General features: G+C 68.8%; 14 protein-coding genes and 1 pseudogene. 5 read left to right on the top strand and 10 right to left on the bottom strand.

The window, feature by feature from the left end:
- The first annotated feature begins 74 nt into the window (after positions 1 to 74).
- On the top strand, positions 75 to 1,370 hold the full coding sequence (locus AC1DW0_RS14560) for a sensor histidine kinase (RefSeq protein ID WP_235532101.1): 1,296 nt from the start codon (positions 75 to 77) through the stop codon (positions 1,368 to 1,370).
- A 71-nt stretch (positions 1,371 to 1,441) separates the two neighbouring features.
- Here the strand turns inward: AC1DW0_RS14560 and AC1DW0_RS14555 are convergent, their stop codons facing one another.
- The 6 genes and pseudogenes from AC1DW0_RS14555 to AC1DW0_RS14530 form a co-directional block, all read right to left on the bottom strand.
- The gene (locus AC1DW0_RS14555) at positions 1,442 to 2,863 is read right to left on the bottom strand and encodes an amidohydrolase family protein (protein WP_477946587.1); all 1,422 of its coding nucleotides are present in this window, start codon (positions 2,861 to 2,863) and stop codon (positions 1,442 to 1,444) included.
- 29 nt (positions 2,864 to 2,892) lie between these two features.
- The gene (locus AC1DW0_RS14550; RefSeq protein ID WP_477946585.1) at positions 2,893 to 3,726 is read right to left on the bottom strand and encodes a phosphodiesterase; all 834 of its coding nucleotides are present in this window, start codon (positions 3,724 to 3,726) and stop codon (positions 2,893 to 2,895) included.
- A 90-nt stretch (positions 3,727 to 3,816) separates the two neighbouring features.
- The gene (gene rocF, locus AC1DW0_RS14545) at positions 3,817 to 4,737 is read right to left on the bottom strand and encodes an arginase (protein ID WP_056203972.1); all 921 of its coding nucleotides are present in this window, start codon (positions 4,735 to 4,737) and stop codon (positions 3,817 to 3,819) included.
- Positions 4,734 to 5,609: an LOG family protein gene (locus AC1DW0_RS14540; RefSeq protein WP_457322566.1), complete on the bottom strand. Its 876-nt coding sequence runs from the start codon at positions 5,607 to 5,609 to the stop codon at positions 4,734 to 4,736. The genes rocF and AC1DW0_RS14540 overlap by 4 nt, the downstream gene beginning before the upstream one ends.
- 47 nt (positions 5,610 to 5,656) lie before the next feature.
- A pseudogene (locus AC1DW0_RS14535) lies at positions 5,657 to 5,689 on the bottom strand (hypothetical protein).
- Positions 5,677 to 6,423 carry a HesA/MoeB/ThiF family protein gene (locus tag AC1DW0_RS14530; protein WP_457322568.1) on the bottom strand — a complete coding sequence of 249 codons (747 nt, stop codon included), beginning with the start codon at positions 6,421 to 6,423 and terminating at the stop codon, positions 5,677 to 5,679. The pseudogene AC1DW0_RS14535 and the gene AC1DW0_RS14530 overlap by 13 nt, the downstream one beginning before the upstream one ends.
- 56 nt (positions 6,424 to 6,479) lie before the next feature.
- On the opposite strand from AC1DW0_RS14530, the gene AC1DW0_RS14525 reads away from it, so the two are divergent.
- The gene (locus AC1DW0_RS14525; RefSeq protein WP_056203961.1) at positions 6,480 to 7,646 is read left to right on the top strand and encodes an MFS transporter; all 1,167 of its coding nucleotides are present in this window, start codon (positions 6,480 to 6,482) and stop codon (positions 7,644 to 7,646) included.
- A gap of 3 nt (positions 7,647 to 7,649) precedes the next feature.
- Here AC1DW0_RS14525 and AC1DW0_RS14520 read toward each other — a convergent pair whose 3' ends face one another.
- Positions 7,650 to 8,267, bottom strand: coding sequence for a TetR/AcrR family transcriptional regulator (locus tag AC1DW0_RS14520; protein ID WP_457445399.1), 618 nt, complete (start codon positions 8,265 to 8,267; stop codon positions 7,650 to 7,652).
- Between the two features lie 45 nt (positions 8,268 to 8,312).
- Here AC1DW0_RS14520 and AC1DW0_RS14515 point away from each other — a divergent pair, with 45 nt between their 5' ends.
- Entirely contained in the window at positions 8,313 to 8,780 is a 468-nt protein-coding gene (locus tag AC1DW0_RS14515) for a VOC family protein (RefSeq protein ID WP_056203956.1), read from the top strand.
- Positions 8,777 to 9,166: a nuclear transport factor 2 family protein gene (locus AC1DW0_RS14510; protein ID WP_457322576.1), complete on the top strand. Its 390-nt coding sequence runs from the start codon at positions 8,777 to 8,779 to the stop codon at positions 9,164 to 9,166. Before AC1DW0_RS14515 ends, AC1DW0_RS14510 begins: the two co-directional genes overlap by 4 nt.
- Before the next feature lie 82 nt (positions 9,167 to 9,248).
- Here AC1DW0_RS14510 and AC1DW0_RS14505 read toward each other — a convergent pair whose 3' ends face one another.
- Both AC1DW0_RS14505 and AC1DW0_RS14500 read right to left on the bottom strand, forming a co-directional pair.
- On the bottom strand, positions 9,249 to 10,685 hold the full coding sequence (locus AC1DW0_RS14505; RefSeq protein ID WP_056203945.1) for a S41 family peptidase: 1,437 nt from the start codon (positions 10,683 to 10,685) through the stop codon (positions 9,249 to 9,251).
- A 194-nt stretch (positions 10,686 to 10,879) separates the two neighbouring features.
- A complete protein-coding gene (locus AC1DW0_RS14500) occupies positions 10,880 to 12,259 on the bottom strand; it encodes a metallophosphoesterase (RefSeq protein ID WP_477946582.1) in 1,380 nt (459 codons plus the stop codon).
- Between the two features lie 95 nt (positions 12,260 to 12,354).
- Between AC1DW0_RS14500 and pelA the strand changes: the two genes are divergently transcribed.
- Positions 12,355 to 13,653, top strand: coding sequence for a pectate lyase (pelA, locus tag AC1DW0_RS14495; protein WP_056203940.1), 1,299 nt, complete (start codon positions 12,355 to 12,357; stop codon positions 13,651 to 13,653).
- Here the strand turns inward: pelA and AC1DW0_RS14490 are convergent.
- A complete protein-coding gene (locus AC1DW0_RS14490; protein ID WP_477946580.1) occupies positions 13,637 to 15,001 on the bottom strand; it encodes an MFS transporter in 1,365 nt (454 codons plus the stop codon). The two genes, pelA and AC1DW0_RS14490, sit on opposite strands and share 17 nt — an antisense overlap.
- Positions 15,002 to 15,043: the final 42 nt, after the last annotated feature.

The raw sequence follows: 15,043 nt of genomic DNA, 5'->3' as shown, positions 1-15,043 counted from the left end.
TCGTCACTCAGAATGCGACTTGCCCCGTCGGGCAAACAGAGGACGCCTCGATGCAATCCTTGGAACATGCAGCATTGGGCACCCACCTGAAGCGTCGGCGCGGCGCTATTCTGCAGGCATGGCGGATGGCGGTGACGTCTGACCCGGCGCTGACCAGTGGGGCCGCGCTGCCTCGGGCCCAGCTCCACGACCACATTCCAGCGCTGTTGGTCAACTTTGAGCGCAAGCTGGCCGGCGGCGAGATGGCGGCGGACGTGGACGATGACGAGCGCCATCAGGGCGACGCCGCAGCCCACGGCTTGCACCGTTGGCAGCAAGGCTTCGACCTTGGCGAGGTGACACGCGAACTCGGGCGCTTGAACGAGTGTGTCGTGGTGGAGCTGGAGGACTACGCGGCCGCCAACTCCGGGCTCCACCTCGCGGTGATGGCCGAGGCGCGCAGGATCTGGGCGCAGCAATGCGGTGACGCCATCAGCGCCAGCGTGTCGCAATATTTCCAGCTGCAGCAGATCGAGGCGAGCAGCCATATCCGCGATCTCGAACAGGCCCTGCAGTCCTTGCGCGAGCTGGAGCAGGAGCGCGCCAGCCTGTGGCAGCAGGCGGCGCATGACCTGCGCGGCAGCCTCGGCGTCGTGGCCACCGTCACCGCGGGCCTCGCGTCGCCAAAGGCGTCCGAGCCGATGCGCGGCGGCTTTTTGCGCCTGCTTGACCGCAATGTCGGCTCGCTCAGCCATCTGCTGAACGACGTGACCAGCCTCGCCCGCTTGCAGGGCGGCCTCGAACACCGCAACCTGGAACTCGTCGATGCCGCCGCGGTGCTCGGCGCGCTGTGCGAAGACCTGCAGCCGCATGCACAGGAGCGCGGGCTCTACCTGAAGTTCAACGGGGTCGCCGCCTTGCCCGTGGAGGGCGACGCGGTCAAGACCCGGCGCATCGCCCAGAACCTCGTGATCAACGCGATCAAGTACACACGCAGTGGCGGCGTCACGGTCAGTTGCGGAGACTGTGCGTCTGGCGACATGGAACGCTGGTTTCTCGAGGTCAGCGATACCGGGCCGGGCTTTCACGCCGGGCCCGGCTCGCAGTTGGCGGGCGCGCTGGAGGAAGCGACCGACCAGGCCAAGCAGGTCGTGGCCGACCACGCCACGGGCGCGATCACGCATGTCAGCGTGGACCTGGCTGACGTGCATCCCTCGCCGGAAGACGCGCGGCCGGTCCAGCAGCAACCGGGCGAAGGCATCGGGCTGTCGATCGTCAAGCGCCTTTGCGATCTTCTGGATGCGACCACCGAGCTGCAATCCCAGGGCGGTGTCGGCACGACCTTCCGCATCCTGCTGCCCAGGCGGTACGACGAAGGCTCGGCAAAGTAGCCCGCCCGCACCGGCATCGGCGTGCCGGTCGCGAGTGCAGAGTCCCAGCGCCGGTGCGAGCGCGAAAGGCCTCATCGCAAGCCGACCTGCCCCTTCCATGCATTCAGGATCTTGGCCCGGTCCCACGCCCGCCCGGCCTTCATCGTCCACGCCACTTCAGGCAAAGCTGGCTTGGCCGCATCCAGCGGCGCGACGAAGGCAATGAGGTCGGCGCGCAGGCCAGGGGCCACGCGGCCGACATCGGCCGTGCGGCCCAGATAGGTCGCGCCATTGGCCGTCATGACCTTGACCGCCGTCGCGGCGTCGAAGCCGGCTTCGCGCAGCAGCTCGAACTGCCGCAATGACGACCAGCCGGGAATGACGCCGCCATAGCCCGTCGGATCGGTGCCGGCGACGAGCAGGCCGCCAGCGTCGTGGAAGCGCTTCTCCCAAATCATGTTCTTCGCAAGGATGCGCCCATGCGGGTTGGGGCCACCGCGCTGGATGGCCGTGTAGCGGCCCACGTACTGCTCGCGCAGCTGCGGCATCAGCAGGTCCAGCGCCGCGGCCGGGGCCATCGGGCGGCCATACGAGAAGGTCTCGAAGATGGTCAGCGTCGAGGTGAGGGCCACCTTGCGTTCGATCATCTGGTGCTGCAGGGCGGCCATGCGCGGGTCGTCGACGGCCAGCGCGTCGAGGGACTTCGGCACTGCGTCACCGCTCGGGCAGGCGTCGGCCTGCTTGCCTTCGACGAAATCGCTGGCCGCGAAGAAGCCATGCTCCAGGTTGTCGATGCCCATGGCCGTGGCTTCAGCGTAGGTCACCGCACACAGGTGGGCCGTGACCTTGGCCTTGCGTTCATGCGCGGCCTTGACGATCGCGTCGAGCTGCTCGCGCGTCAGGTGCATATAGCCCTTGTACGAGGTCGCGCCGACATCGGCCCAGTAGCCCACCTGGCGCACGGCGTCATCGGCCGATGCGAGCCGCGGCACCTGCGCGACGAAGGCCTGGATGCCATTCAGGAAGGGCGCCGTCACGTCGAGGTCGGGGCCCGGCGCGGTGCCGGCCTTGATGTCCTTCCAGGTGTTGAGGTCGGCATAGGGGCTCATGCTGCCGGCCGTACGCATCGTCGTTACGCCGCCGGCGAGATACAACAGCGGGAAGCTCTGGAAGAAGGCGCCGTAGCTGCCGCGCTCGGTCGGGTAGAAGAGGTGTTCGTGCAGCAGCACGAAGCCGGGCATCAGCGCGCCGCCGGCCAGGTCCTTCACCAGCGCGCCGGCCGGGGTCTTGAGCTCAGCATCGGGCCTCACGTCGGCGATGCGGCCGTCGCGAATGAGCACGCTCATGTGCTCGCGCGGTGCCCCGCCCGTGCCGTCGAACAGCTGGGCATTTCGCAGCAGGGTGACGGGCGCGTTGAAGAGGGTGTAGCGCTCGGTGTCGCCCGGCACTGGCGGCGCTTGCGCGAGGGCCTGCAGGGCGAGTGAAAGCGCGAGCAGCGCGAGTGGCCTTTTCATGCGCCGCATCCTCGCATGCGCGGGCGGCCTCACAGGTCGGCGATGCGCTCGTGGTCCCCTGCCAGCGCAAGATGGCTGACCAGAGGCAGGCCCGGCCCCCAGGCGTGGATGAGCCAGCCGACGGGCTCCAGCGCCAGGGCCAGCGGTGCGTCGGGCGCGAGGTCCAGTGCGACCTGGTGGGCGGTGGAAGGCGCGCTGATGACCGCGGCATGGGCGATGCGGCCCAAGGTCATGCGGTGCAGATGGCCGCAGACGACGCGCTGCACCTGCGGGTGGGCAGCGACCAGTGCCTCGAAGCTGGCCAGGCCCGCTTGCAGCGACATCGCGTCCATGGCCGCGAGGCCGGTGGCGTGCGGCGGGTGGTGCAGGGCGACCAGCGTGGGCATGTCGGGCCGCTCGGCCAGCAGGGCCTGGGCCTGCGCCAGGCGCGCATCGTCGAAACCGCCTTCGGGCCGACCGGGCATCAGGCTGTCGAGCACGACGAGTCGCAGCGGGCCGGGCAGGTCTAGCGCGTACTGGATGGCCGTCGCGCCGGGTTTGCCGCGGTGCACGCGGGCCAGGCCCGCGAAAGCCTCCTGCAGCGGGCCGCGTGCATCGTGGTTGCCGGGCAGCAGCGCGAGCGGCAGGCCCGCATCGACCAGCGGCATCAGCAGCTCGCGCAGCTGCGCGTACTCGGCCGGGTGACCGGCATCGACAAGGTCGCCACTGACCAGCACGGCCACCGGGCGTGGGCGGATCTGCAGCACACGTTCAACCGCGTGGCGCAGCGCCGCGGCGGTGTCGACGCGGCCGGAGATCAGCCGGCCCGGATGAGTGATGTGCGGGTCGCTGAGCTGGACCAGCAGATAGGGCGTGGCGTCCATACTTGTCAGCGCCGCCCGGCCGTCCGAAGGCGTTGACACACCCCCTCGGGGGGCAGAGAGCGAAGCGAGCGTGGGGGCTTCATCTCGCGCCTACTTGCGCATCAGCGTCGACTTGCCGAACAGGCTTTCGATCAGGTCCACCGCCACCAGCGCCGTCTTGTTCTTCTCGTCCAGCGCCGGATTGAGCTCGACGAGGTCCAGCGAAGCCATGCGGCCGGTGTCGGCGATCATCTCCATGCACAGATGCGCCTCGCGGTAGGTCGGGCCACCGCCGACCGTCGTGCCGACGCCGGGCGCCATGACGGGGTCGAGGAAGTCGACGTCGAAGCTGACGTGCAGATGGGTGTTGTCGTCCAGCGTGGCCAGCGCCAGCTCCATGGTGTGGCGCATGCCCATCTCGTCAATGAAGCGCATGTCAAACACTTCCAGGTCGTGTTCGTGCACGAAGGCGCGCTCGCCCTCGTCGACGCTGCGGATGCCGATCTGGCGGATCCATTTCGGTGAGATGGCCGGCACATGGCCACCGATCTCGACCAGTTCCTTGGGGCCGAAGCCGCACAGGCAAGCCACGGGCATGCCGTGGATGTTGCCGCTGGGCGTGAGCTCGCTGGTGTTGAAGTCGGCGTGCGCGTCCAGCCAGAGCACGCGCAGCTTCTTGCCGGTGTCGCGGCAGTGGCGGGCCACGGCGCTGATGGAACCCAGGCCCAGGCAGTGGTCACCGCCCAGCATGATGGGCAGGCGGCCGGTCTTGAGTTCGGCGTAGATGGCGTCGTGGGTGGCCTGGTTCCAGGCGACGACTTCCTGCAGATGGCGGTAGCCGTTGGTTGGCGGCAGCCAGGGGTTGGACGGGCCGGCCAGGTTGCCGCGGTCGATGACGTCCACGCCGCGGGCGCGCAGCGCCTCGGCCAGGCCCGCCACGCGCATGGCCTCGGGGCCCATGCTCGCGCCGCGGGCGCCGGCGCCGATGTCGGTCGGCACACCGATGAGGGAGACGTTTCTGAGTTTGGTCATGGCGTTGAGGGGCTGGCGAGTTCAGGAGCGGATTCGAGGATGGCCCAGGCTTCCTCGGCCGTCTCGACGTAGTGAAAGAGCTGTGCGTCGACGGGATTGATCATGCCGGTCTCGATCAGCAGCTCGATGTTGATCAGCTTGGTCCAGAACTCGCGGCCGACCAGCAGGATGGGACGCGGCCGGCTCTTCTTGGTCTGGATCAGCGTCAGCGTCTCGAACAGTTCATCCAGCGTACCGAAGCCCCCGGGGAAGCACACCAGGGCGACGGCGCGCATCAGGAAGTGCATCTTGCGCAGGCCGAAGTAATGGAAGCGAAAGCACAGCTCCGGCGTGATGTAGGGGTTGGGGTACTGCTCGTGCGGCAGCACGATGTTCAGCCCGACGCTCTTGCCGCCGACGTCGTAGGCGCCGCGGTTGCCGGCCTCCATGATGCCGGGGCCGCCGCCGGTAGCGACGACGACATGATTGCCGCGCTCGGTACAAGCGGCGGTGGCGATCTGCGCGAAGCGGCGCGCTTCCTCGTAATAGCGGCTCATCGCCAGATGGCGGCGCGCTCGTGCCGCGCCGGCTTCGTCGCCGCGGTCCTCGGCCACGGTCAGCAGGGCCTGGGCGGCCTCTGCCGACAGGATGCGGGCGCTGCCGAAGATGACGATGGTGGATTTGACGCCCTGCTCGTTTTGCATCAGCTCGGGCTTCATCAGCTCCAGCTGCATGCGCACGGCGCGCATGTCCTGGCGCAGCAGGAAGGTCTCGTCCTTGAAGGCCAGGTTGTAGGCGGCGCCCGGGCCGTCGTAGTCGGGGTGAGGGGGCAGGTCGCGGCACTCTTCCTTGGCGGTCGGGAAGTTGCGCGTCGGGACGTCGGTGGGCTTCATGGGGAAAAAGGATTGTGGGCAGGTCGGGACGGAATTTTCCGCCCCATTCAGAGGCGTTCGCGGGATTTCATCCGCCGCAGACGGAGCATTCGGGGTCGCGCTGCATGGCGATCTCGCTCCACTGCATGCGCCGGCCGTCCAGCATCAGCAGCCTCCCGGCCAAAGGCTCGCCCACGCCGGCCAGCAGCTTCAGCGCCTCGGCGGCCTGCATGGCGCCGATGATGCCCACCAGCGGTGCGAACACGCCCATGGTCGAGCAGGCCACGTCCTCGAAGCCGGATTCGGGTGGGAACAGGCAGGCATAGCAGGGCTGCTCTCGCGAGCGGCTGTCATAGACGCTGATCTGGCCGTCGAAACCGATGGCCGCACCCGAGACCAGCGGCTTGCCGTGGCGCACGCAGGCGGCGTTGACGAGGTGGCGGGTGGCGAAGTTGTCGGTGCAGTCGAGGACGACGTCTACGCGCGGGACTTCCTCGTCGAGCAGGGCGGCATCGGCCTTCTGCGCGAGGGCGCGCACCTGCACGCCAGGGTTCAGCGCGGCCATGCGGGCGGCGGCCGAGTCGACCTTGGGTTTGTCGAGGCTGCTCATGTCGTGGGCGATCTGGCGCTGCAGATTCGTCAACGACACGGTGTCATGGTCGACCAGCGTGATGCGGCCGACACCGGCCGAAGCCAGATAGAGGGCCACCGGTGAGCCCAGGCCGCCGGCGCCGATGACCAGGGCGCTGGCGTCAAGCAAGCGCTGCTGGCCCTCGATGCCGATCTCGTCGAGCAGCAGATGGCGGGAATAGCGCAACAGGTCGTCGTCGTTCATGGCGTCAGGATAGCCCTGGCAGCGCAGGATTTGCCGGCCCTCGCGACACTGGCGGGATGAAGTCCGCGCCCCATGTCGCCCCGCTCAGCCCCGCGCTGACGCTGCTGCTTGCCACCGCCACCGGCCTGGCCGTTGCCTCCCTCTACTACGTGCAGCCGCTGCTGGGCCTGCTGTCCGAGCAGTTCGGCGTCGGCAGCGCGGCCATCGGCCTGCTGCCCACGTTGACCCAGCTCGGCTATGCGGCGGCCATTCTGCTGCTGTCGCCGCTGGGCGATCGTTTCGATCGGCGCCGCATCATTGCGGTCAAGTCCGTCGCCCTGGTTGCCGCCCTGGCTTGCGCTGCGCTGGCGCCGGGCTTTGCAGCCTTGTGCATCGCCAGCGTGGCCATCGGCCTGACGGCAACGCTGGCCCAGGACATCGTGCCGGCAGTGGCCACGCTGGCGCCCGAGGCCGAGCGCGGCAAGCGCGTGGGCCAGGTCATGACGGGCCTGCTGCTGGGCATCCTGCTGTCACGCGTGGCCAGCGGCTCGCTGGCGGCGGTGGCCGGCTGGCGCGCCGTCTACGCGGTGGCGGCGCTGGCCGTGGCGGCGTTGATCCCGCTGCTGTGGCGCGGCCTGCCGCACTTCGTGCCGGCGACGTCGGCGGGCTATGGCTCGCTGCTGCTGTCGATGGCGGGACTGTGGGCCCGGCATGCCCCGTTGCGCCGGGCTGCGCTGGCCCAGGGCCTGCTGAGCGTGGCCTTCAGTGCCTTCTGGTCGACGCTGGCCCTGGTGTTGGCGGGGCCGGATTTCGGCCAGGGCAGCGCGGTGGCCGGGGCGTTCGGCCTGGCCGGTGCAGCGGGCGCGCTGGCAGCACCGCTGGCCGGTGGCGTGGCGGACAAGCGCGGCCCGCAGGCCGTCATCCGCGTCGGCGCGCTGCTGGTGTTCATCGCCTTCACCGTGCAGGCGCTGGCACCGGCCTCGCTGTGGCTGCTGGTGGGCGTGGCCGTGGTGTTTGACCTGGGCGTGCAGGCCGCGCTGGTGTCGCACCAGAGCGTGGTCTACAGCCTGGACCCGGCTTCACGCAGCCGGCTGAATGCCGTGCTCGTCAGCACGATGTTCGTCGGCATGGCCAGCGGCGCGGCGTTGGGCTCGGCCCTGCTGGCATCGTTGGGCTGGCGGGCAGTACCGGCCCTCGGCGCGGTGGCGGCCCTGGGCGCCTTGGCCGTGACCCGGCGGCGATGAGCGTCAGCCGAGCGGATCTTGCGCCGACGCCACTCCGTTGAAGAGCGTCTCGACCAGTTGCTCCGCCAGTTGCAGCGACAACGGCCGGTGGCCGACGAGCAGCCGGAAGAACAGCGGCCCGTAGATCATGTCGAGCGCCACGTCGATGTCGATGCCGGATTGAATCTCGTGCAGCGACATGCCGCGCTCGATGAGCTGGCGGCCGGCCTCGCGGCTCTTCAGGATCACCTGGTTGCGAAAGGCCTTGGCCAGTTCGCTGTCGGGGTCGGCGGAGGCCATGGTCAGCGTGATCTGGCGACCGCGCGGCGTGGCGAAGGTGGCGATGACGCCACGCAGATGCGCCCGCAGGCCGGCCTGCACGGAGTTCGCCCGTGAGACCGGTTCATCCGAGGCCGGGTGCGCCATGAAGGCGGCCATCGCGAGGTCCTGGGCATTGGTCCAGGTTCTGTAGATCGTCGGCTTGCTGACGCCCGATTCGGCCGCCACGCGCTCGATCGTCAGCCGGCCCAGGCCCTCCTCGATCAGGATGCGGTAGGCGGTCGCCAGCGCGAGGCGGCGCGCCTCCTCGCTGGGCGGGCGGCCGGGCTTGCGCGGTGGTGTCGGATCGGTTGCTTGACTCATTACGTGACGTATCGTAATCTAATTCGACACCACCGGAGATTCATCATGCCCGCAGTCGGCACTTCACCCGACAACCTGTCGCCCTACCTTGTGGTTCGGGGTGCTCAGGCCGCCATCGACTTCTACGTCCAGGCCCTGGGCGCCAGCCTGGACTTCAAGCTGATCGATCCGTCCGATGGACGCATCGGCCATGCCGAGCTGCTGTTCGGCGCCACACGGGTCTTCATTGCCGACGAGTATCCTGACTTCGGGGCCGTCGGGCCCGAGACGATCGGCGGCTCCCCGGTCAAGTTCCACCTCGACGTGGCCGATGCCGACTCATTCGTTGCGAACGCCGTGCGGCACGGCGCCACCGTCCTGCGTGCCGTCAAGCTCGAGTTCCATGGCCACCGCAGCGGTCTGATCGCCGATCCCTTCGGCTACAGCTGGTTCGTTGCGAGCAAGGCGGAGGAGGTCAGCGTCGACGAAATGCAACGCCGCTGGGACGCGATGGTCGCGGGGAGCCCGTCATGACAACCGCGCCCGCCGATGGCGAGGTGCTGCGGGCATTCCAGGCGCTCGAAGACCGCTTCAACGATGCCATGGTCAGCAACGACGTCCAGCGCATCGCCCAATGCATCTCCGAGGACTGGACCCTCGTGACGCCGGAGAAGGGGCCGATCTCGCGCGAGGCCATCCTCCATGCCATAGCCAGCGGCATGCTGACGCACGATTCGATGACCAAGCAGGTGGTGCGGGCCAGCGTGTACGGCGACATGGCGGTCGTCACCGGGCGGGGCAGCAACACCGGCACTTTCAGGGGCGAGCCCATCAGCGCCGATGAATGGATCACCGATGTCTACCGCCAGGTGCAGGGACAGTGGCGCTGCGTGCTGACCCATCTCGCCCCTGCCGGCTGAGGAGGGGCGTGGCACCGGTTGGGCAAAAAAAGAGGGCCTCGCGAGAGGCCCCTGTGCTTTTTGAAGTCAGGACTCTTTGTAGTTATTCCGTCGTCTTGGCTTCGGCCTTGCGCTCGACAGCCGACTTGGACGCAATGACCGGTTGACCCTTGAGCTTGTTCAGCGCCTGCATCAGCGGGAAGTCTTCCGTCGAGCCGAACTCGGGCAGGGGCTTGGGCGGCTCGGCGCGCTTGGCGTACTCGGCTTCCAGCTTCTGGCGCGCTTCCTCGCGGGCCTTCTGGCGGGCTTCGTTTTCGTCCTCGGGGCCGTTGTTCAGATGCTTTTCGAGGTCGGCCTCACGCATGCGCAGCGCGGCGAAGACATTGCCCTCGGCGGTTTCGTCCAGCAGCACGTCGGGCACGATGCCCTTGGCCTGGATGGAGCGGCCGCTCGGCGTGTAGTAGCGCGCCGTCGTGATCTTCAATGCCGTTTCCGGGCCCAGCTGGCGCACGGTCTGCACCGAGCCCTTGCCGAAGGTCTGGGCGCCCATGACGGTGGCGCGGTGGTGATCCTGCAGGGCGCCGGCGACGATCTCGCTGGCGCTGGCCGAGCCTTCGTTGACGAGCACCACCAGCGGCACGTTCTTCAACGCGGCGGGCAGGCGCTTGATCGGGTCGTCGCTGCTGCGGCGGCGGTAGTCGTCGGGGCTGGCCTTGTAGCTGGCCTTGGATTCGGCGATCTGGCCGTTGGTCGACACGACCTCGACGTCCTTGGGCAGGAACGCCGCCGAGATGGCGATGGAGGCATCCAGCAGACCGCCCGGGTCGTTGCGCAGGTCAAGCACCAGGCCCTTGAGATGGGGCTCCTGCTTGTAGATCTCTTCGAGCTTCTTGGCGAAGTCGTCGACGGTGCGATCCTGGAACTGGCTGACGCGGATCCAGGCATAGCCCGGCTCGATGACCTTGGCACGCACGCTCTGGACCTTGATCTCCTCGCGCACGATGGTCACGGGGAAGGTGCGGTTCTCGGCCTTGCGGTAGATGGTGAGGCTGACCTTGGTCGACGGGTCGCCGCGCATCTTCTTGACGGCCTGGTCGATGGTGAGGCCGCGCACGGCGGTGTCATCGATGCGGCTGATCAGGTCGCCGCTCTTGAGGCCGGCGCGGAAGGCGGGCGAGCCTTCGATGGGGGAGACGATCTTGACCAGGCCGTCTTCCATGCCGATCTCGATGCCGACGCCGACGAACTTGCCGGTCGTGCCTTCACGGAATTCCTTGAAGGTCTTTTTGTCGAAGAACTGGGAATGGGGGTCCAGGCCGGACACCATGCCGGCGATGGCGTCGTTGATCAGCTTCTTTTCGTCGACTGATTCGACGTAGTCGCTCTTGACGAGGCCGAAGACGGCCGCGAGCTGCTGCATTTCGTCCAGCGGCAGAGGGGACAGGGTACTGCGCGCATTGGCCTGCAGCTGCATGGTGGTGAGTGCACCTGCGACGGCACCGAGGGCAACCCAACCGGCGACTTTCAATCTGGAGCTCATGTAGCCGAGTCCTCTATCAACGTGGTTCCCGCCAAAAACAGCTTGACAGGTGCGGCCAGTTTAGCCGGGGGGGCTTTCGATGCTGTATCGATTTACCTGCTGGAAACCCTTCAAATCGGGTGCGCAGTGATGGAATGCGCGGGCGTTACTTCTCGTGCGCCCTGACGAAAGGCACTCGTTACGAGGCGTGCCCATCAGCAACTCAGCTTCTGGCCGGCCAGGCGGCAGGTCGACAGCGGCTGGCCCAGGGCGTCCAGCGCCTGCAGCTGCCAGCCCTCGGGCGTGGCCGTCAGCAGAGACAGGCCGAAGTCCGTGTGGATGCGTACCGTCTCCAGTCGGGCGCCGGGCAGCAGTTCGTGCTTCAGGGCCGCGGCGTCGTTGACGTGGCCTGATGCGGCCGAACCGCCGTTGCCGACGACGAGGGTGACCGGATGATTGCTCGCGAAGCCCAGGGCCTGGTGCATGTGGATGTGGCCGTGAAGTGTGGCCTGCACGCCTGGCGGGAAGAGGCGGCCGGGTGCCGCGTCCTGCAGCAGGGGCGTCAGGCCCGATCGGGCGGCGCGGGGCGCGCCGATCGGGCTGGGGCTGAAGGCCAGGCTGGGATGGTGGCTGGCAAAGAGGCTCTGGGCGCTGCCCTGGGCCAGCTCTGCGACGCGGTCGAGCTGCTGGCGCCAGCGGGCCCAGGCGGGGGAATCCCGGGGCGGCGTGCGGCTGCCGATCTCCGAGGAGTCGAAGACGATGAGCTGGCTGCGCGGCGACAGCGGCACGGGGAAGGGCGCGGTGAAGTCGCCCTCGTTGACGCCTGGGCCGGCGGGCTGGCAGGCACGTGCCGGACCGGTTTCGGCGTCCAGATAGCGCAGCCAGCCCTGGCCGGCACGTGCGCAGGCCTCGTGGTTGCCGCGCACGAAGACCCAGGGCGCGGCGGCCAGAAGGGCCTTGGCGGGCTGGAAGAAATCGGCCTGCCAGGTGTCGTCGCCATAGCCCCAGGGGCTGCCGACGCAGACGGCCATGCCGGGCGGGCAGGGGCTTTCGCGGTAGTGGTAGTCGCCGACGTGGATGACGAGGTCGGGCTTGAGCCTCAGCGCCAGGGCCAGCACGCGTGGGAAGGGCCAGTCCGAGGCGTCGTTGCAGCCCTGGAAGTCGCGGTCCGAGGCCTTGAGGCGGCAACCGGTGTCGCCGATGACGACGATGCGGCGGGCTTCGGCAGTGGGGGCATGCAGCACGATGTCGTCCACCTGCACGCTGGCGGCATCGGCGGGCCAGGGCGCCTCGCAGGCACGCAGCGTGAAGTGTGTCGGCTTGCGCTCGGGCTCCTTGTTGCCCGCGGGCGGCGGCTCGTCGCCGGGGGCGCTGCGTTCCTGCATGGCGGTGACGCTGCTGCCCCACCGAAGCGTGGGGCAGCTGGCTTCGCCCGTCAGCGCACGTACCGCCCAGGCTGGCCCGGCGACGGCCTGCACCCAGGCCTGCTGCAAGCCGACCGGCGGCGCCGCAGCGGGCAGCGGTGGAGGAGGGCTGGCACAACCGGCCAGCACGAGCAGGGCGGCCAGCCACGGGAAACGCGCGCGATGAATCATGTCTCGATCAACTGTGTGAGCGGCGCGAGATTAGCGCCCTCGCGGCCCGCGCGAGCCGGTAGATTGCCGGCCACCCCCAAACTTCGGCGCCCGTCATGCCCCTTGCCTGCCGTTTCACCCTGCTTGCCTTGGCCCTCTGCTCGTCGGCCTGGTCAGCGCAGATCGGCGTCATCCCGCCGGCCCAGCCATTGACGGCCGAACGGGTCGCGGCGCTGCCGGCGACTGAACGCGGGCCCTGGGTGGCCTATCTGGCCCGCTCCGACGCCCAGCGCGCCGCCGACCGCGCCGCGCTGGCGGCCGAGCGCAAGGGGCTGACGGCCTGGCCCGCGCCGCCCGAGGGCGGTCATGCCGAGGCCAGCATGCCGCTGGACAAGCCCGCCGCCTGGTATGCCGGCGACGCGGCCCTGGCCGTGGCCCGCAACGTCCTGAGCTTCCAGACACCCGCCGGCGGCTGGGGCAAGAACCAGCCGCGCGACCGCGCGCCGCGCCTGCCCGGCCAGGCGTTTGTGGCCGACAACAACTCCAAGCGGGCAACGCCGGGCGACTTCGACCTGGCCCAGGACGCGCAGTGGAGCTATGTGGGCACCATCGACAACGACGCCACCATCACCGAGATCCGCTTCCTCGCCCGCGTGGCGGCCCAGCAGCCCGGCGCGCCCGGTGCCGTTTACCGCCAGGCGGCCGAGCGCGGCCTGCGCTACCTGCTGGCGGCGCAGTTTCCCAACGGCGGCTGGCCCCAGGTGTGGCCGCTGCAGGGCGGCTACCACGACGCCATCACGCTGAATGACGACGCCGTCGTCGAAGTGGCCGAGCTGATGGGGGCTGCCGCGCACGGTGAGCTCGACTTGGGTTTCCTGCCAGCCGCGTTGAAGGCCGACGCCGCGGCGGCACAGGCGCGCGCCGTGCAGCTGCTGCTGGCCACGCAGATCCGCATCGACGGCAAGCCGACGCTGTGGGCCCAGCAGCACGACGCGCTGACGCTGGCGCCGGCCTCGGCGCGCAACTACGAGCCGCCGGCACTGAGCAGCGGCGAGAGCGCGCGGGCGCTGGGCTATCTGATGAGCCTGCCCGACCCGTCGCCGGCGGTCGTCGCCGCGGTGAAGGGCGGCATCGTCATGCTGCGTGCCCTGGCCGTGCGCGACCGCGCCTTCGTCAAGGTGGACGACGCGCGCCGGCTGGTGGTGCAGCCGGGCGCCGGCCCGCTGTGGTCGCGCTTTTACGACCCGGCCACGCTCAAGCCGGTGTTCGGCGACCGCGACAAGAGCCTGCACGACGACGTCAACGACCTCAGCCTGGAGCGGCGCAACGGCTATACCTGGTGGGGGACCTGGCCGGTGAAGACGCTCGCGGCCTACGAAGCCTGGGCCGCCAGGTGGGTCAGGAGTCCTTCCTGAGCTCGAAGCGCTTGATGTCGCCGACGACGAACAGGTAGCAGCACACGGCCACCAGCGCGTTCGCGGCGACGAACACCAGGGCCGCGTTGAACGAGCCCGTGCCCTTGATCAGGTAGCCGATGACGATGGGCGTCGTGATGCCGGCGGTGTTGCCGAAGGTGTTGAACAGCGCGCCGGACAGCCCCGATATTTCCTTGGGCGAGGTGTCCGAAACGACGGCCCAGCCCAGCGCGCCGAGGCCCTTGCCGAAGAAGGCCAACGACATGATGGCGACGACGACCACGGCGCTGTCGACGTAGTTGCACAGGATCATGCTGGTGCTCAGCAGCATGCCGATGACGATGGGCGTCTTGCGGGCCACGGTCAGTGTCTTGCCGCGGCGCAGCAGCCCGTCAGAGATCAGCCCGCCGAGCACGCCGCCGGCGAAGCCGCAGATGGCCGGCAGCGCCGCGACGAAGCCTGCGTTGAGGATGGACATGCCGCGTTCCTTGACCAGGTAGACGGGGAACCAGGTCAGGAAGAAATAGGTCAGCGTCGTGATGCAGTACTGGCCCACGTAGACGCCCATCAGCATGCGGTTGGAGAGCAACTGCTTGATGTAGCCGAGCTTGGGGGACTCCGGCGCGAAGCTGCGGCTTTGCGTGCCGGGCTGGTCCATGTTGACCAGGGCACCGCCGGCCGCGATGTAGTCCAGCTCGGCCTGGTTGACGCCGGGATGGGTCTTGGGCGTATAGACGGTCTTGAGCCAGACGGCGCTGACCACGATGCCCAGCAGGCCCATGACGACGAAGACGGCCGGCCAGCCGTAGCTGTGCGTGATCCAGCCCATCAGCGGCGCGAACAGCACGGTGGCGAAGTACTGGGCCGAGTTGAAGATGGCCGAGGCCGTGCCGCGCTCGGCGGCCGGGAACCAGGACGCGACGATGCGGCCATTGGCGGGGAAGGACGGCGCCTCGGCCGCGCCGACAAGGAAGCGCAACGCGAACAGCACGACGACGGCGGTCGTCGCCGTCGCGGTCAGGAAGCTGATGCCGCCCTGCAGCAGCGTGAACACCGACCAGATGAAGATGCTGGCGGCGTAAACCTTCTTGGAGCCGTACCGGTCCAGCAGCCAGCCGCCCGGCAACTGGGCGATGACGTAGGACCAACCGAAGGCCGAGAAGATGTAGCCCATGGTCACCGAGTCGATGCCCAGGTCCTTGGACAGCGCCGGGCCGGCGATGGACAGCGTCGCGCGGTCGGCGTAGTTGATCGTCGTGACGATGAAGAGCATGGCCAGGATGGCGAAGCGCTTCTTCGTTCGCGTGGCGCTGGCGGCGTGGGCCAGGGTGGCGGTGGCGGTATTCATCGGTTGTCTCCGGGCAATGCAGCGGCTCCGCCTCTTGCCGGG

Source organism: Roseateles sp. P4_D2 (genome assembly GCF_056401875.1).
This window is presented reverse-complemented; position numbering and strand designations above follow the sequence as displayed.